At 73.4% G+C, this 15,453-nt stretch carries 18 protein-coding genes and 1 pseudogene; 11 read left to right on the top strand and 8 right to left on the bottom strand.

Annotated elements, in window-relative coordinates:
* The 3 genes and pseudogenes from ACWD4P_RS35650 to ACWD4P_RS35660 form a co-directional block, all read left to right on the top strand.
* A pseudogene (locus ACWD4P_RS35650) lies at positions 1-237 on the top strand (hypothetical protein); the annotation flags it as partial.
* A gap of 174 nt (positions 238-411) precedes the next feature.
* Positions 412-570: a hypothetical protein gene (locus ACWD4P_RS35655; RefSeq protein ID WP_449782486.1), complete on the top strand. Its 159-nt coding sequence runs from the start codon at positions 412-414 to the stop codon at positions 568-570.
* Positions 571-612: 42 nt separating this feature from the next.
* On the top strand, positions 613-1,449 hold the full coding sequence (locus tag ACWD4P_RS35660) for an NAD(P)H-binding protein (protein WP_449782487.1): 837 nt from the start codon (positions 613-615) through the stop codon (positions 1,447-1,449).
* Positions 1,450-1,505: 56 nt separating this feature from the next.
* Here the strand turns inward: ACWD4P_RS35660 and ACWD4P_RS35665 are convergent, their stop codons facing one another.
* Complete coding sequence (locus tag ACWD4P_RS35665; protein WP_449782488.1) at positions 1,506-2,090, bottom strand: hypothetical protein; 585 nt, start codon at positions 2,088-2,090, stop codon at positions 1,506-1,508.
* Between the two features lie 357 nt (positions 2,091-2,447).
* Positions 2,448-3,380 carry a zinc-binding dehydrogenase gene (locus ACWD4P_RS35670; protein ID WP_449782489.1) on the bottom strand — a complete coding sequence of 311 codons (933 nt, stop codon included), beginning with the start codon at positions 3,378-3,380 and terminating at the stop codon, positions 2,448-2,450.
* 79 nt (positions 3,381-3,459) lie between these two features.
* On the opposite strand from ACWD4P_RS35670, the gene ACWD4P_RS35675 reads away from it, so the two are divergent.
* Positions 3,460-4,161, top strand: a complete 702-nt coding sequence (locus ACWD4P_RS35675) for a TetR/AcrR family transcriptional regulator (RefSeq protein ID WP_449782490.1) — start codon at positions 3,460-3,462, stop codon at positions 4,159-4,161.
* 113 nt (positions 4,162-4,274) lie between these two features.
* Here ACWD4P_RS35675 and ACWD4P_RS35680 read toward each other — a convergent pair whose 3' ends face one another.
* Positions 4,275-5,750 carry an MFS transporter gene (locus tag ACWD4P_RS35680; RefSeq protein ID WP_449782500.1) on the bottom strand — a complete coding sequence of 492 codons (1,476 nt, stop codon included), beginning with the start codon at positions 5,748-5,750 and terminating at the stop codon, positions 4,275-4,277.
* A gap of 188 nt (positions 5,751-5,938) precedes the next feature.
* On the opposite strand from ACWD4P_RS35680, the gene ACWD4P_RS35685 reads away from it, so the two are divergent.
* Complete coding sequence (locus tag ACWD4P_RS35685) at positions 5,939-6,397, top strand: MarR family winged helix-turn-helix transcriptional regulator (protein ID WP_359828631.1); 459 nt, start codon at positions 5,939-5,941, stop codon at positions 6,395-6,397.
* A gap of 228 nt (positions 6,398-6,625) precedes the next feature.
* Positions 6,626-7,570, top strand: coding sequence for an NADP-dependent oxidoreductase (locus ACWD4P_RS35690; protein ID WP_449782491.1), 945 nt, complete (start codon positions 6,626-6,628; stop codon positions 7,568-7,570).
* 362 nt (positions 7,571-7,932) lie between these two features.
* On the opposite strand, the gene ACWD4P_RS35695 is transcribed toward ACWD4P_RS35690, so the two are convergent.
* The 3 genes from ACWD4P_RS35695 to ACWD4P_RS35705 form a co-directional block, all read right to left on the bottom strand.
* Positions 7,933-8,289, bottom strand: coding sequence for an ArsR/SmtB family transcription factor (locus tag ACWD4P_RS35695; protein ID WP_449782492.1), 357 nt, complete (start codon positions 8,287-8,289; stop codon positions 7,933-7,935).
* Positions 8,290-8,367: 78 nt separating this feature from the next.
* Positions 8,368-9,411: a 2-dehydropantoate 2-reductase gene (locus tag ACWD4P_RS35700; protein WP_449782493.1), complete on the bottom strand. Its 1,044-nt coding sequence runs from the start codon at positions 9,409-9,411 to the stop codon at positions 8,368-8,370.
* Positions 9,412-9,464: 53 nt separating this feature from the next.
* A complete protein-coding gene (locus ACWD4P_RS35705) occupies positions 9,465-10,289 on the bottom strand; it encodes a class II aldolase/adducin family protein (RefSeq protein WP_449782494.1) in 825 nt (274 codons plus the stop codon).
* Positions 10,290-10,418: 129 nt separating this feature from the next.
* On the opposite strand from ACWD4P_RS35705, the gene ACWD4P_RS35710 reads away from it, so the two are divergent.
* Complete coding sequence (locus ACWD4P_RS35710) at positions 10,419-10,661, top strand: hypothetical protein (protein WP_449782495.1); 243 nt, start codon at positions 10,419-10,421, stop codon at positions 10,659-10,661.
* Positions 10,662-10,666: 5 nt separating this feature from the next.
* On the top strand, positions 10,667-11,794 hold the full coding sequence (locus tag ACWD4P_RS35715) for a tryptophan dimethylallyltransferase family protein (protein ID WP_449782496.1): 1,128 nt from the start codon (positions 10,667-10,669) through the stop codon (positions 11,792-11,794).
* Here ACWD4P_RS35715 and ACWD4P_RS35720 read toward each other — a convergent pair.
* Positions 11,791-12,045, bottom strand: a complete 255-nt coding sequence (locus tag ACWD4P_RS35720; RefSeq protein ID WP_359828642.1) for a hypothetical protein — start codon at positions 12,043-12,045, stop codon at positions 11,791-11,793. The two genes, ACWD4P_RS35715 and ACWD4P_RS35720, sit on opposite strands and share 4 nt — an antisense overlap.
* Positions 12,042-12,410: an ATP-binding protein gene (locus tag ACWD4P_RS35725; RefSeq protein ID WP_449782497.1), complete on the bottom strand. Its 369-nt coding sequence runs from the start codon at positions 12,408-12,410 to the stop codon at positions 12,042-12,044. The genes ACWD4P_RS35720 and ACWD4P_RS35725 overlap by 4 nt, the downstream gene beginning before the upstream one ends.
* Before the next feature lie 211 nt (positions 12,411-12,621).
* Here ACWD4P_RS35725 and ACWD4P_RS35730 point away from each other — a divergent pair, with 211 nt between their 5' ends.
* From ACWD4P_RS35730 to ACWD4P_RS35740, 3 genes are read left to right on the top strand one after another with little or no spacing between them, the layout of a single operon-like run.
* Complete coding sequence (locus ACWD4P_RS35730) at positions 12,622-13,482, top strand: helix-turn-helix domain-containing protein (RefSeq protein WP_449782498.1); 861 nt, start codon at positions 12,622-12,624, stop codon at positions 13,480-13,482.
* Positions 13,483-13,489: 7 nt separating this feature from the next.
* The gene (locus ACWD4P_RS35735; RefSeq protein ID WP_359828645.1) at positions 13,490-13,675 is read left to right on the top strand and encodes a DUF397 domain-containing protein; all 186 of its coding nucleotides are present in this window, start codon (positions 13,490-13,492) and stop codon (positions 13,673-13,675) included.
* A gap of 56 nt (positions 13,676-13,731) precedes the next feature.
* On the top strand, positions 13,732-15,324 hold the full coding sequence (locus tag ACWD4P_RS35740; RefSeq protein WP_449782499.1) for an immunity 49 family protein: 1,593 nt from the start codon (positions 13,732-13,734) through the stop codon (positions 15,322-15,324).
* The last annotated feature ends 129 nt before the right edge of the window (positions 15,325-15,453 follow it).

The following is a 15,453-nucleotide window of genomic DNA, read 5'->3' on the forward strand; positions in this document are numbered from 1 at the left end:
GGGACGTCGTCCTCGTCGGCGTACCAGCCGGGGGCGTCGAGGTGGAAGCGGGCGCTGATGCGGCAGGCGGCGCAGGCCGCGGCCTGCGCCGCCTGCGGCGGCCCGCTGGCGGTGCCCGCCCCGTCCCCCGGCCGGCGACCGGGCGGCCGTCCGCCTCGCTACTGCTCGCCCCGCTGCCGCTCCCGCGCCTACCGGACCCGCCGGCGGGAGCAGGACCGGACGGACGCCGTCACGTAACCCCGGGACGGCGTGACGTAACCCGGAGGCCGTCCACCGGGAGCCGTCCGCCGGCACCGTTCGACCCGGGCCGTCGGGCCACCGTTCGACCGGACCGACGGCCCGGGGATCCGGATCACCGGTCCGTGCCCGATCCGCTCGGCTCCCCCGCCATGAGCACCGCTCCACGACGCCATGGTCGAGCTCGTCCTCGACGACCACGGCCTCGCCCTCGACCGGCCCTCGGACGAGCGCACCCTGTACATCCACTTCCGCCGGAGCGATGCCGAGCGCACCGAGTGGCCGGCCCGCCGGGTGGGGCCGGCCGTCATCGGCCCGTGGGAGCAGTGGTAGCCGCCCGGGCCCAGCCCGTGCCGGACCGGCGCCGGACCGGGCATGACCGAGGTTCCGGTGATCGGCGCAACCGGCAGTGTGGGCAGGCACGTTGTGGCCACGCTCGCCGAAGGCGGCCACGACGTACGGGCGTTGGTGCGGAACCCGGCGACGACCGCGCTTCCCGGGGCGGTCGAGCTCTTCCAGTGCGATCTGACGCGACCGGAGAGCCCGGAGCCCGCCCTGGCCGGCGGGGTGGAGGCGGGCCACCTGATGTGGCCCGGGCTGCCGGTGCGGCCCGAGGTGGTGGAGCTGATCGCCCGGCACGCCCGGCGGGTCGTCTACCTGCCGACGGACGTGCCGGGCCGCGCCGACGACGAGCCGGCCGCGGTCTTCCACCAGGAGGTCGAACGGCTGATCCGGCACTCGGGCCTGGGCCGGACCTTCGTCCGGGCGATCGACTTCGCGGGCAACCTGCCGGCCTGGGCCGGCCAGGTGCGGGAGGGTACGGTCCGGTGGCCGTACGGGCGGGCGCGGCGCTCGCCGGTGCACGAGCGGGACATCGCGGACGTCGCGGTGCGGGCGCTCACCGAGGACGGGCACGAGGGTGCCGCCTACGTGGTGACGGGCCCGGAGTCGCTCTCGCACGCCGAGCCGGCCGGGATCATCGGCGAGGAGCCGGGCGTCGCGGCGCGGTGGGAGGAGCTGCCGCCGGAGACGGCCCGCGAGCAGCTGACGGCGGCCTGGGGGAACGCGGCGTTCGTGGCGTCCCGGCTGCGTGCCCGGGAGTCGTTCACGCGCGGACCGGAGCGGGTGACCGGCACCGTGCGGGAGGTGCTGGGGCGTCCGCCGCGCGACGTCCGCAGCTGGGTGCGGGATCACGCGGCGGACTTCCGGTAGGCGCCCGAAGCCGGGGCCGGGGCGGAGCCGACGGCTGAGGGCAGGGGCGGACGGCGTCAGTAGCGGACGGCCTTGACCACCACCGGCACCAGCGGCAGGTCGGCCGGCTGCCGGCTGAAGGCGACGGGCTCGGCCGTACCGTTGGCGGGCACGTTCTCGGCGCCGACGACGGAGCTGTCCACGGCCTTGCCGCCGGCGTCGGTGAAGTCCACCTGGACCGCGTAGGAGGCCGGGTTGGGCCCCGGGTTCCGGATCGTGACGAGCACGGCGTGCAGGCCGCCGGTGTTCTGCCGCGCGATGCCGGTGATGCCGATGTCGCCGATCGCGTTGCCGCCGTCCGTCACCCCGCTGAGCACCGAGGCGGCCTTCTCCCGGGTCGCCGCCTGCTGGGCCGAGGCCGACGCCTCGAAGGAGGCGGCCGCCGCGGCGTTGGAGGCGGCGGCCGCCACCGAGGCTTCCGACGCCGAGACCGCCGCGGCCGACGCCGAGGCCAGCAGTGACTCCGCGGCCGAGGCGACGGCGGAGGGCGGCTCGCCGGAGAAGGCGCCGGCAATGGGCGCGGTGGCGGACGGCGATCCGGCCGATGTGCCCGACGAGCCGCTGCCGCAGGCCGCGAGCACGGCGACACCGGAGGCCGCCACGATCAGCGCGACCGTGCGTTGCGGCGTCCACCTCCGGCCCGCCCGCCCGTCACCGCCCGCGGGACGGCCGGACGGCGGGCGGTGGCCGGGTCGGCCGTGGCTGGGGGGACTGTGGAGTTCACGCACCGAGGATCCCTCTCCTGGTCGGTGTTCGGCGGCCGAGGGGCCCGTACGTCCCCATGCTTGGCAACATCCCGCTCCACAGCGACAGCTCCTGACCCGTCCGAGTGGGCCGACACCCCGGCACGGCCACCGCGCGGCCACCGCGCGGGCCCCGCACGGACCTCGCACGGACCTCGCACGCCACCGCACGGACCTCGCGGAGGTCCCCCGCACAGGCCCTGTCCGGGCCCGGCCTCAGCCGGCGACGGTCAGCACCGCCTTGCCGTGCAGCCGCCGTCCGAGCAGGGCGTCGACCGCCTCGGCCGCGTCGTCCCAGTCGCCGCGCCAGGTGACGCCGGGGTCCAGGTCGCCCGCCGCCACCCGGTGGGCGAGCCAGCCGAGGTCGCGGCCGAGGCCGGTGCACGCGAGCAGGTAGAAGGAGACCACCGAGCGGTCGTGCCGGGCCGCGTCGCCGAAGAGGGTGCCGAACGCGAAGTCCTCCCCCTTCCCGGAGCTGTGGCCGGTGGCGACCAGGACTCCTCCCGGCGCCAACGCCTCGTACGCCTCGACCAGTTGGGGCCCGCCGACGAGGTCGACCACACCGTCGACCGGTCCGGCGGCCTCCTTCGGCGAGGCGATCACCTCGTGGGCGCCGAGTCCGCGCAGCAGTTCGCCGTTCCGGTCGGGCGAGCCGGTGGACGCCACGACGTGCGCGCCCGCCGCCCGGGCGAGCTGGACGGCGTAGCGGCCGACCCCGCCGGTAGCACCGGTGACGAGGATGGCGCGGCCGAGCAGCGGGCCGATCCGGTGCAGCGCGCGCAGGGCGCTGGCGGCGGCGACCGGGATGGTGGCGAGGGCGCCGAGGTCGGCGCCGGCGGGGGCGACGCCGATCAACCCGGTGTCCACCGCCCGCAGTTCGGCCCAGCCGCCGGCCGGCATCAGGGTGACCACCGGGGTTCCCTCGGCGGGGCCGGAGCCGTCGGCGGCGGCGCGTTCCACGATTCCGGCGGCGTCCCAGCCGAGGACGGTGCCGTCGGGGGCCGATGCGAGGCCGAAGGCGACCTCGCCGTAGTTGAGCGAGGTCGCGGTGACCCGGACCAGGGCCTGGTGGGGCGCCGGTTCGGGGTCCGGGGCCGCGCCGAGGCGCAGGCCGCCGGGGGCCGAGCGGTCGACCAGGAGTGCGCGCATGGAAGATCCTCCCCAAGATTCTGCCACTGAGTGGCATAAGCCTACAGGTGGCATTCCGACCCCGACTAGACTGACCGCGATGAACCCCCAGCAGGCCGCCACGACGCACGGAGCCCCGGCCCCCGAGGCCCCGAAGGCCCCGGCCGGCACGCTCCCGCTACGCGAGCGCAAGAAGCTGCGCACCCGTCAGGCACTGATCGACACCGCCCTGGAACTGTTCGGCGAGCACGGCTTCGACGGGGTGACGCTGGACCGGCTGTGCGAGGCCGTCGAGGTCTCCAAGCGGACCTTCTTCCGCGCGTTCACCAGCAAGGAAGACGTCGCGATGGCGCCCACCCAGGACCTGTGGGCGACGTTCCTGGACGTGCTGGAGAGCCGGCCGCCCGACGGCGGCCGGCTGCTGGCCGTCCTGGAGGAGACCCTCATCGGGGCGATCGACCGGATGCCGGCCGAGAACTGGGCCGAACGCGCCCTCGCCAGCCGTCGGCTGGCCGCCCGGACGCCCTCGATGGACGCCCACGGACTCGCCTTCTGCGAACGGGCGACCCGCGAGGCGGTCGCGACGATCGACCGCCGCTTCGCCCTCGGCGGCACCCCGGGCGGCGCCGCACTGCGCGCCCGGCTGGCGATGGACATGCTGGTCGCGGCGTTCCACCAGGCGATGGACGGCTGGGTGGCACAGCCGTCCGGGCACACCCGCGCCGACCTCGCGCGACGGCTCCGGGCGGCCTGCGCCGAACTGCCGGGCGCCCTCGCGGCGACGGTCGAACCGCGGGCCTAGACGGCCCCGCCCCGCATCGCACCGCCCGACGCCGACACGCGAACGTCCCGGGCACGCACCACGGCACACGGCCGCGGCGCACACCCGGGACAGGGGTGGGACAGGCGGGACGCTCAGGCGGTCGCCGGGTCCGCCGCCTCTTCGCCGACGGTCTCCTGGGCGGGGACGGCGCGCAGCCGGGGCTCCGGCGGCGCGGGGATGACGGCGGCGACGGCGGCCGCGATCAGTGCGACGGCGCAGCCGATCACCAGGCCGACCCGGAAGCCGCCCTCCGAGGGCAGGGCGTGCCCGCCCAGGTCGATGGTCATCTGCGACAGCACCACGCCCATCACCGCGGCGGACACCGAGGTGCCCAGCGACCGCATCAGGGTGTTGAAGCTGTTCGCCGAGGCCGTCGCGGACAGCGGCACCGCGCTCATGATCAGCGCGGGCATCGCGCCGTAGGCCAGGCCGACACCGCTGTTGCAGACGATCGTCACGATCAGCACGCCCCAGGTGGCGCCCATCAGCGGCAGGGCCAGCCCGTACCCGACGGCGATCGTCAGCGCCCCGGCGACCAGGGTGAACTTCGGTCCGCGCGCGGCCGACAGCTTGCCGCCCAGCGGGGAGACCACCATCATCATCAGCCCGCCGGGCGCCATCCACAGGCCCATCGCCAGCATCGACTGCCCCAGCCCGTAGCCGGTGGCCTCGGGCAGCTGGAGCAGCTGCGGCACGATCAGCGCCTGGGCGTACATGCCGAAGCCGACGAGGACGGAGGCGGCGTTGGTCAGCAGCACGCGCGGGCGCGCGGTGACCCGCAGGTCGACCAGCGGGTCGGTGACGCGCAGCTCCCAGCGGGCCCAGATCATCAGGATCGCGGCGGAGACGGTGAACAGGCCGAGGGTCCGGGTGCTGCCCCAGCCCCAGTCGCCGCCCTTGGAGACGGGCAGCAGCAGGCAGACCAGGCCGACGCTCAGACCGATCGCGCCGACGAAGTCGAAGCGGCCGCCGGCCCGGCGGCGCCCGTCGGGGGACGGAGCCGGGGCCGGGATGACCTTCCAGAGCGTCCCGATGATGACGACGGTGAGCACGGCGGTGCCCCAGAACAGCACCCGCCAGCTGGCGTAGTCGGCGACGCCGGCCGCGATCGGCAGGCCGAGCCCGCCGCCGATGCCCATGGAGGCGCTGACCAGCGCGATCGCCGAGCCGAGCCGCTCGGGCGGCAGGACGTCGCGCAGCAGGCTGATGCCGATCGGCACCAGGCCCATGCCCATGCCCTGGAGGGCCCGGCCGGCGATCATCGGCACCACGGAGTCGGCCATCGCGCACAGTACCGAGCCGAGCAGCAGCGGGACGCAGGAGGCGATGAGCATCGTCCGCTTGCCCAGGAGGTCGCCGAGGCGGCCGCTGATCGGGACGAAGACGGCGGCGGACAGCAGGGTCGCGGTGATGACCCAGGAGGCGTTGGACGCGGTGGTGTGCAGGAGTTGCGGGAGCTCGCTGATCAGCGGGGTGACCAGGGTCTGCATGATCGCGGCGACGGTACCGGTGAAGGCGAGCGTCGCCACAATCGGACCGGTGCGGGGGGTGGGGGCGGGGCCGTTGATGACGGGCCTCCTCGGGCATTCGGGGGTGCAGGAGTATGCGGTTCGCACACCATGTGCAGATAGCACAGACTGCTCAGGCTACACATGATGTGCGCCGTGCACATCATGTGGGATGCGCACATCTCTGGCATACTGGACGCGATCGACGAGGAAACCGCAGCTCAAAGCGGCGAGGAAGGGACTTCGACATGGCCAGCCCCACGCACGAGGTCGCCCTCGAATTCCTGGTGTTCGCCCGGCACCGCGACCTCAACCAGGTCGACGACCGCCGCCCCGAGGGCAGCCAGCTCGAACGCGGCGCCTACATCCTGCTCAGCCGCGTCGCGGCCCAGGGGCCCATGTCGATCGGGCAGCTCAGCGACGCCTTCGGCCTGGACGTCTCCACGCTCAACCGCCAGACTGCGGCACTCACCACGGCCGGGCTCCTCGACCGCATCCCGGACCCGGACGGCGGCATCGCCCGCAAGTTCCGGCTGACCGAGGAAGGGCGGCGCCGGCTGGACGGCGAACGCGAGGCACACGTGCGGGCGCTCGACCTCGTGATGGCGGACTGGCCGGAGGAGGACATCGCGACCTTCGCCGAGTACCTGCGCCGCTTCAACATCGGCATCGAGCGGCTCGACGGCCGGCCCTGGCCGCGGGGCTGAGCGGGCGGGGCCGGCCGAGCCGGCCGAGCGGGATTCGAGCACCCAGAACGCTCCTCCTGACAGTTGACGCCATGTCGGTCCGGATGGCAGCCCTCCGGTCAGAGCGGAAGCCCGCGCGGGAGCGGGAGTTCACGCGGGAGTGGAAGCCCGCGCACCGGGAGTCGGCCTGGTCCGAATCCCCGCAGAACCGCGGGAACACCGGGGCCGCCCCCGCGATTGGCAAGTGGCATGAAGGCCATCGGACTTGAAGAATTCGGCGACCCCGACGTACTGCGCGTCCTGGACCTGCCCGAACCGCAGGCGGGCCCCGGCGAGGTCCGCATCCGGGTGCACGCGGCCGCCGTGAACCCGACCGACGTGATGCTGCGGCGCGGCGGCCACGCCGTACGGATGCCCGACCGCAGGCCGCCGTTCGTGCCCGGCATGGACGCCGCCGGCGTGATCGACCAGCTCGGCCCGGGGGCGGACGGGCGGCTCGCGGTCGGCCAACGGGTGGTCGCCGTCGTGCGGTTCACGGGTGAGCGCGGCGGGGCCTACGCCGAACGGATCGTGGTGCCCGCCGCCTCCGTGGTGCCGGCGCCGGAGAAGGTGGACCTCCCCGCGGCGTCCACCCTGCTGATGAACGCCATGACCGCCCGTCTCGCCCTGGACGCGCTGGCCGTGCCGCCCGGCGGGACGGTCGCCGTGACCGGCGCGGCCGGTGCCGTCGGCGGGTACGCGGTGGAGCTCGCCAAGGCCGACGGGCTGACGGTCGTCGCGGACGCCTCGCCACGGGACGTCGAGCGCGTCCGGCGGTTCGGCGCCGGTCACGTCGTGGAGCGCGGCCCCGAGGTCGCCGCCCGCATCCGGGGGCTGCTGCCGGACGGCGTCCCCGGGCTGGTCGACGGCTCCGACCAGACCACCGAGGTCGTGCCCGCCGTGGCCGACGGCGGCGCCCTGGCCGCACTGCGGGGCTGGCCCGGCCCGGCCGGACGCAGCATCCGCGTCCACCCGGTGATGGTGGCGGACGCCATCGCGCACACCGAGCGGCTGGACGCGCTGTGCCGCCAGGTGGAGGCGGGCGTCCTGACCCTGCGCGTCGCCGAGGTCCTGCCCGCCGAGCAGGCCGCCCGAGCCCACCGCCTCCTGGAAGCCGGCGGCCTCCGCGGCCGGCTGGTCCTGGACTTCTCCTAGCCCCCGCAGCCGGCCCGGTGTGCGCGAGAAGCCGAACCCGCCGACTTCCCACGCACACCACACGCCCCGAAGCCCCACCCGCCGAAAAGACCACCCAGGCCCACCACCCCCTGGAAACCGGCGTCCCGCACAGCCGCCCGGCCCTGAACTTCCCCCCAACCCCGCAACCGGCCCGGCGCGCACGAGAAGTCGAAGCGGCCGACTTCCTGCGCACGCCGCGGGTCGCCGGGGTCCTGCCCGCCGAGCAGGCCGCCCGGGCCAGGACTTCTCCTAGCCCCCGCGGCTGGCCCCGCGTGCGCGGGAAGTCGGCCCGGCCGACTTCCTGTGCGCACCGTGGGTCGCCGGGGCTCGCAGGCACTGCGTCAGGCCGAGGGCGCCGTGTCCGGGGCGGGCGGCGCGGCGGCGAGGACGGGGCCGAGGAGGTGCGGGAAGCGCGCGTCGAGTTCGGCGCGGCGCAGTTCCACGACCTTGGTGCGGCCCTCGCGGCGCTCACGGGTGATCCCGGCCTCGCGCAGGGCGCGCCGGTGGTGGGTGGCGGCGGCCTTGGTGACGGAGACGGGCTGGCTTCCGCAGGTACGCGGATCGGTGGAGGAGGCGAGTTCGCGCACGATGACCAGCCGCACCGGTTCGCCCAGGGCGGCCAGGACGACCAGGACGGCCAGGACGGCCAGGACGTCTTCCACTGGGATCCGGTCGAGGTCGGGGCGGGAGGTCACCATGGCTCGATCGCACGAGAGAGGTCTTACCGGCCTCGAAGGGAAGTGGACGCCGAGCAACCCCGGCCGGAGCCCGCCCCGTCACCGCGGCCCGGCCGGGGCCTCGACCTCGGCGAGGAGCTCGGGGCCGGTCCAGCCGCGTGCCGCGCCGGGGGCGGCCGCCTCGGCCTCGCGGACGAGGGCGATCAGCCGGGCGTTGGCGGGCGCGGTGAGCCCGTGGCGCTCGGCGAGGGCGACGACCTCGCCCTGGAGCGAGTCGATCTCGGTGGGCCGTCCGCGCTGGAGGTCCTCCCACATCGAGGTCCGGGCGGTGGCGTCGATCTGCAGGCTGGCCCCGGCCAGCTCCTGGAACTGCGCGTCCGGCAGTTCCAGGACCTGCGGCATCACCTCCGGTGGCACCGGGCCGAGCTGGGCTGGCACCACTCCGGCGGCCCGGAACACCGCCAGCGCCTCCAGCTGGCAGCGCGCCACGCACCGCCGGTACGCCAGCTGCCCGACCTGTTCGCGCAGCGGCAGGCCGGAGAGCGCGTTGACCGCGTTGTTGAGGTTCAGCAGCAGCTTCGCCGCCTGGACGGCCGGCATGTCGGGCCGCAGTTCCAGCAGCAGCCCGGCCGCCAGGGCGGCGTCGGCGAGGGCCTCCGCTCCTTCCTCGGCCGCCAGCACCACGGAGCCGCCGCTGCCCTGGTGGAAGGCGGCCGCGCCGGTCCGCACCACGTTGTAGGGGACCATCCCGGCCAGCACCCGGTGGGACGGGAGCCCGGCCGCGAGGACCTCCACGTTGCGCAGGCCGTTCTGGAAGCTCACCACCACCGTGTCCGGGCCCAGGTGCGGAGCGAGTTCCCTGGCGGCGGCCGCGGTGTCGGCGGACTTCACCGTGACCAGGACGTAGTCCGCGCCGGCCGCGGCCTCCGGGCTTGCGGCGACGGCCAGTTCCCGCACCTCGCGGCGGGCCTCGCCGGGGCCGGTGAGGGTCAGCCCGTCCGCGTCGATCGCCGCCATCGCGGCCGGCCGGCCGATCAGGGTGACCTCGGCGGTCGCGGCGAGCATGCCGCCGAGGTGGCAGCCGATGGAGCCGGCGCCGAACACGGCGATCCGGAGCCTGCGCTGGGCGGGGTTGGTGGGCACGGGGCGACTCCGGGGCGGGAGAGGGCAGGTGGCGGCGGGCGGCGGTGGGTCGGTCAGTCGAAGAGGTCGGGGTCGGAGAGGGTGATCTGGTCCCACAGCGGGCGGGCCTGGAACCAGCCGGCCAGCGAGGAGCCGAGCTGGCCACGGGTGAGCAGGGCCGTCTCCCGGTCGATCAGTTTGGGGGTGCCGGCCGCCATCGCGAGCAGCTGCGCCTGGCAGGAGCGCTCCATGGTGACGAACCACCAGACCGCCTCGGCCACGGACTGGCCGACCGTGAGCAGGCCGTGGTTCTGGAGGATCACGGCCTTGTGGCTACCCAGGGCGGCGGCCACCCGCTTGCCCTCCTCGGCCTCGGTGACCACGCCCCGGTAGTCGCTGTACAGCCCGTGGTCCTCGAAGAAGGCGCAGGCGTCCTGGGTGATCGGGTCGAGCAGGATGCCGAGGCTGGAGAAGGCCTTGCCGTGGAGCGAGTGCGAGTGGGCGGCGGCGACCGTGTCGGGGCGGGCGGCGTGCACCTGGGAGTGGATCGCGAAGGCGGCCCGGTTCACCGGTCGGGTGCCGTGCAGGAGGGTGCCGTCGTGGTCGACCAGGATCAGGTCGGAGGCCTTGATCTGGTGGAAGCTCATGCCGAACGGATTCACCCAGAACGCGTTCGGGTTCTCCGGGTCGCGGACGGTGATGTGCCCGGCGACGCCCTCGGAGAACCCGAAGCGGCCGAAGAGTCGGAAGCCCGCGGCGAGTTGCTCCTTGCGGTACTGGCGCTCCTCCTCCACCGAGTCGAAGGTCGGGGGCAGCGGCAGGGTCACCCCCTCCGGGGCGGGCCCCACGACGCCGGTCGCCGCGTACGGGTCGGCGGGCTGCTGCTGCGGTGCGGACATGGCGACTCCCGGGGCTGCGGCGGTGGGGCAGGGGGACGGGTTGGACCAAAAGTGTGTTCGAAAGATACCCACTTTTGGCGAGAGCCCTGTGACTATGATCAATCTGATCACCAATCAGGGAGAGGGGCAATGATGCGCAAGGGAGTCGCGGCACTGGCCATGGGAATCGCCGCCGGAACGGCCCTGCTCGGCGGCGCGTCGGCCACCACCGCCACCGGCGTCGGGGTCGGCGTCGGGGTCGGGGTCGGGGTCGGCGCGCTGAACGAGCCCAACCAGTCGGTCGTTCGGTTCAACGAGCCCAACCAGTCGGTCGTTCGGTTCAACGAGCCGAACCAGTCCGTCGCGGGCCAGTTCAACGAGCCCAACCAGTAGGGCCGGTGATCGACGCGCGGCTCCGCCACACCACCTCAACCCTCGCCCCCTTCCGCGCCCCGGACCAGACGTTCGGGCAGTTCCTGGAAGAGAAGTGGACAGCCGTCTGCCGGGGCCTGCGGACCGACGAGTCGGAGACGGAGCGCGTACGGCAGGAACTGCGGGACGTGCTCAGCCCGTGGGGCGCACGGCCGGTCGGAACCCGGTGCAATCCGCCGTCGTTCGTGGCTTCCGACGGCTTCCCCGCCGAGCTCTCCCTCAGCTGGAAGGCGGGGAGGCCGGAGGTGCGCATCCTGTTCGAGTCGCTGGGCTTCGACCGCACTCCGCTCGGATGCCAGGAAGCCGGACGGGAGTTGACCCGACGGCTCGCCGAGCGGCCGGGGACGAGCATCGAGCGTTACCTCGACGTCGAGGACCTGTTCGTCACGGCCCGACCCGACCGCAACCGACCCACGGTCTGGCACTCCCTGGCCTGGCAACCCGGCGAGCGGCCGCACTACAAGGTGTACCTCAACCCGCAGGCACAGGGCGCGGACCGGACCCACGAGGTCATGGCGGAGGCCATGGCTCGGCTGGGGCTGGCACAGGCCTGGGAGCCGGTGGGGCGGAGGTGCGGTGAACTCGCCCGACGGGGCCACGAGGTGGAGTTCTTCGCACTCGACCTGGACGGCGGAAGCGCGGCCCGGGTGAAGGTCTACTTCCGGCACCTCCCGATGACGATGGACGAGTCGGACGCGGTGGCCGCGCTGTCGCACCGCCACGATTCGGCGCGGGCGGCGCGGGCGCGTTCGGTGATCTACGGGCGTGACGGCGGCCTGGTGGAGAACGAGCCGATGACCTGCCTGGCGTTCCGGGAGGGCGGGGCCGGCCCGGAGGAAGCCAACGTCTACCTGCGGCTTCCGGGGAACGCGCGCACGGACGCCGAGGCGGCCGGACGGATCGCGGAGCTCATGCGGATCGAGGGAATCGACCCGCGCCCGCACGCCGAGGTGGTGCGGCAGCTGACGGCCGGGATACCGGAGGGTGACACCGGCCTGCAGGAACTGTGCAGCTACCGGACCATCGCGCCGGGGGTGCCGGCACACATCGGCCTGTACCTGCGCTTCACCGCGTATGAGGTGGAAGGCCGTTAGGGCTTGAGACCAGGGGTGCGCCTGAACTCGCGGATGAGCGCGAGGAGGTTGATCAGGGTGCTCGCCGGGACGTTGCCGATGTCGATCAGGCGACGGCCGTGGAGGTTGATGTCACCGGGGGTGGCGGACGGCCAGAGGAGGCCGAACTCGCGACCCTCGGTGCGGAGTTCGATGATGAGCTCGGAGACCTGGCGCGAGGTGAGGTGGAGGAGCGCCGGGTCGGCCGGGTCGATCGGGTGGTGGGCGCTCACGCGGCACCGTCCTGCTGGAGCTCGAACCAGACGGTCTTGCCGAGGTGTTGGGGGTCGACGCCCCAGCGGTGGGTGAGCCCGGCGACGAGCTGGAGTCCGCGCCCGGTCTCGGAGAGGAGGGAGAGGGGCCCCAGCTCCGGGGGCAGCGGGCTGCGGTCGGAGACCGCGACGCGGAGGGTGTTCGCGCGGTGGTGGATCAGGATGACCGGCGAGGACGTTTCGCCGTGACGCCAGGCGTTGACGATGAGTTCGACCATGGCGAGCTCGGCGTCCGCGATGAGGGAGGGCGGCCAGCCGGCGCTGGTCATGCCGTCCCGGAGGGCGTCGCGGGAGAGGGTGAGGGAGGGGGAGTTGAGGTTACGCACAGCGTCTCCCGGAGGGGGATGGGTGAGACCGGCGGATGCGTCGCCGTGAACAAGCCCACTGGACATGGGTGTTCTTCGGTGCCCGAGCGGCGTTACTGACGATCCGTTCGGTGATCGGTGCATCACAGACTGTAGGGCATGCGATAGCAAATTTGCTAGCGGACCCAAGAAGATGTGCCTATCTGCTCGCTGGACTCGCCCCGTACGCACGGTGGATGCTGAGGAAATGCCACCTACCCCAACCGCACGCCGGAAGCGCGTCGGCATCGAGCTGCGAAAGATGCGAGAGGCCGCCGGGCGCACGGCCGGAGACGCTGCTGCCGTTCTTGGGCTGGACCGCAGCAAGGTCACACTGATCGAGCAGGGGACCTACCCGGTCAGCGCCGAACGGGTCCTCGCACTCGCCGCCGAGTTCGAGGAGGCCGACTCCGAGTACGTCGACGCCGTCGCCGAGATGGCCGCCGACCGGACGAAGGGGTGGTGGGAGGAGCACAGAGGCCTCGTCCCTGCCGGGATTCTTGAGATTTCCGAGGTCGAGCACTATGCCAGCTCGCTGGTGACCTACCAGATCTGCCACGCGCCAGGACTCATGCAGACAGAGGAGACCGCGCGAGCGATCTTTCGAGAGGTCTATCCGCCTCTACGGCCGCTGAACATCGAAGCTCGTGTCGAGAACCGAATGCGACGGACGGAACTCCTGACCCGCACCAATCCGCTCAACTACGAAGCGATCGTCCACGAGGCCGCGCTTCGTATGGAGTTCGGTGGAACAGCTGTGGCCCGACAACAACTGAAGCACCTGCTCGAACTCGCCGAAGCGCCCAACGTGACGCTGCGCGTGCTGGAGTTCAAGGCAGGTGGATTCAAGGGAGCAGGTCAGGCCGTGCTGTACGCAAGCGGACCTGTGCCCCGCCTCGATACTGTCCAGCTGGATTCCGTAGGATCGCCAGCGTTCCTGACCGAGATGAACCAGCTGGAGAACTACCGAAGCATCCTCGGGGCGATGCGTGATCGCGCGCTCGATCCATCAGCCTCTCGTGACGTGATCTCCAGCATCATGAATAGCCTGTGAGGCCCCTATGAAAGAGCTCACTTGGCAGAGGCCCAGCGCTTGCGGCGATGGCAATAACTGCCCCGAGGTGTCCATAGGTCCCGACGCCGTCTACGTCCGCAGCAGCCTTCGGCCCGACGCCGTCGCCCACCTCGATGTCAGCGAATGGCGTGACCTCGTGTCCGCCATCCGCGCGGGCGAGTTCGACGTCTGACGCTCCCCGTGCACCGGCCGGGGCCACTGTCCCCGGCCGGTGCTTCAATCGTCCCCATGCGGATAGAGCGCCACCACATCGCCACCTCTCCCCTCGCCGACTTCCCCGACCGCATCGGTCGCCAAGTCCACTCCTACTCCCGCGCCGGCCTGATGACCTCGACCGAATGGCAGCTCATCTCCGACGCCTTCCTCGACCAGCTCGGCGCCCTCTCCACCTCCTCCCCCGACCTCGCCTCCCCCGAGGCCAAGGCCCTCCTCCGCGACGCCTCCGAGGCCGCCGCCGGCGCCGTCTCCTTCGCCGCCTACCACCCCCGCGACCGCTTCTCCGTCTTCCTCGACTACGTCAACTTCGGGATGAGCTACGACCCGGATCCCACGGAGGCGGCCGCCCCTCCCCTCTCCGCCCAGCGCTGGGTGAACGCCTTCTGCCTCGCCGTCCTGACCGACACCTTCGACCGTCACGCCGAGGCCTTCGTCTTCAGCCGGCAGGCCCTCTCCCCCGCCTCCGACCTCGCCACCGCCCTCCTCTCCCACCTCCTCCCCCACGTCGACTCCCCCTCCCCCGCCTCCGACGACCCGGCCCTCCACGCCCTCCACGCCCTCCACACCGGCGACCGCCCGGCCTTCGACGCCGCCGTCCTCGCCCTCCTCGACCGCACCGACGGCACCCGGCCCCGCACTCTCCTCCCGCTCCTCCCCCTCGCCCTCTCCGCCCTGGCCCACCGCGACCACGGCTGGCTCCCCTCCATCGACACCGACTACCTTCCGCACTCCCTCGTCACCGGCTTCGCCACCCCGGAACGCCGGCCGGAGTCCATGACCTGGCCGGTCCGCGTCGACCGGCCGACCCCGCCGCTGCCCCTCCACCCGGACGTCGAGGCCCGCTTCGAACAGGCCGTCCGGCGGGGCATCGACCCCTCGCCCGACGAGACCCACCCGGTCTTCGAACTCGGCCGCGCCCTGGAGAAGCAGGTCCGCCTCTTCCGCACCCGCGCCTCGCGGGCCGCCGACGTCACCGAGGAGCAGGTCGCCGACCTCCGTCTGGCCTCCGAAATGGGGGCCGCGCTCTTCCGGATCGCCCTCGCCGACCCGGGCACCACCGTCGCCGTCACCCTGGCCGGCCGCACCGTGCACTTCCCGGCCACGTGTGACGAGGAGTCCTGGCCGGGCCGCTGGCACCTGGCCCTGAACCTCGCCCTGATCACCGGCAGCCGGGACGACCTCGCCCCGCTCCTCCTCGCCGGCCCCACCCGCTCCGCGCGCGACCGCTCCGCGTACGCGGACTACCGGGTCGCGCTGCACGACCACCTCCGGGGGCTCGACGCCCGGCCGGCCGTCGAGAAGGCCCGGCTGGAGGTCGCCCGCGCCCAGGAGTGGAACTTCTTCCCGGACTCCGTCGGCCTCCTCGCCCAGCTCGTCGACGGCGACGAGACCGGCTTCAACCTGGCACTCCTCGACACGCTGGAGGCCCACCGCGACCACTACTCCGTCGCCGACCGGGTCACCGATCCGGCGGCCCCGCTCGACCTCGACGTCCTCGCCCTCGTCTGCCACGCCCGCCGCCACCACGGCTGGACCGTCCGCGTCGAGTCCCCGTACCTCCCGGCCCGGCTGCTGGCGGACCACGATTCGGCACACGGGCTCTGAGCTGCTAGTGTTCCCTTCGTCGCGAGAGAGATGATCTCTCGTCAGGCGTCAGCGGTGCTACCAGAGCACGTCCTACTTTCAGTAGGAAGAGTCCGTGCGACCCGGGCCTGGCGCTCCACAGTCGGAAGG

The sequence above is a fragment of the Kitasatospora sp. NPDC002543 genome (genome assembly GCF_053594915.1).

Bases quoted from the DNA above. Each gene is read 5' to 3' on its own strand.
- ACWD4P_RS35735 (WP_359828645.1), top strand. From the start codon at position 13,490: ATGAAAGAGCTCACTTGGCAGAGGCCCAGCGCTTGCGGCGATGGCAAT.
- ACWD4P_RS35655 (WP_449782486.1), top strand. From the start codon at position 412: ATGGTCGAGCTCGTCCTCGACGACCACGGCCTCGCCCTCGACCGGCCC.
- ACWD4P_RS35660 (WP_449782487.1), top strand. From the start codon at position 613: ATGACCGAGGTTCCGGTGATCGGCGCAACCGGCAGTGTGGGCAGGCAC.
- ACWD4P_RS35705 (WP_449782494.1), bottom strand. From the start codon at position 10,289: ATGTCCGCACCGCAGCAGCAGCCCGCCGACCCGTACGCGGCGACCGGC.
- ACWD4P_RS35740 (WP_449782499.1), top strand. From the start codon at position 13,732: ATGCGGATAGAGCGCCACCACATCGCCACCTCTCCCCTCGCCGACTTC.
- ACWD4P_RS35675 (WP_449782490.1), top strand. From the start codon at position 3,460: ATGAACCCCCAGCAGGCCGCCACGACGCACGGAGCCCCGGCCCCCGAG.
- ACWD4P_RS35695 (WP_449782492.1), bottom strand. From the start codon at position 8,289: ATGGTGACCTCCCGCCCCGACCTCGACCGGATCCCAGTGGAAGACGTC.
- ACWD4P_RS35670 (WP_449782489.1), bottom strand. From the start codon at position 3,380: ATGCGCGCACTCCTGGTCGACCGCTCGGCCCCCGGCGGCCTGCGCCTC.
- ACWD4P_RS35710 (WP_449782495.1), top strand. From the start codon at position 10,419: ATGATGCGCAAGGGAGTCGCGGCACTGGCCATGGGAATCGCCGCCGGA.
- ACWD4P_RS35685 (WP_359828631.1), top strand. From the start codon at position 5,939: ATGGCCAGCCCCACGCACGAGGTCGCCCTCGAATTCCTGGTGTTCGCC.
- ACWD4P_RS35690 (WP_449782491.1), top strand. From the start codon at position 6,626: ATGAAGGCCATCGGACTTGAAGAATTCGGCGACCCCGACGTACTGCGC.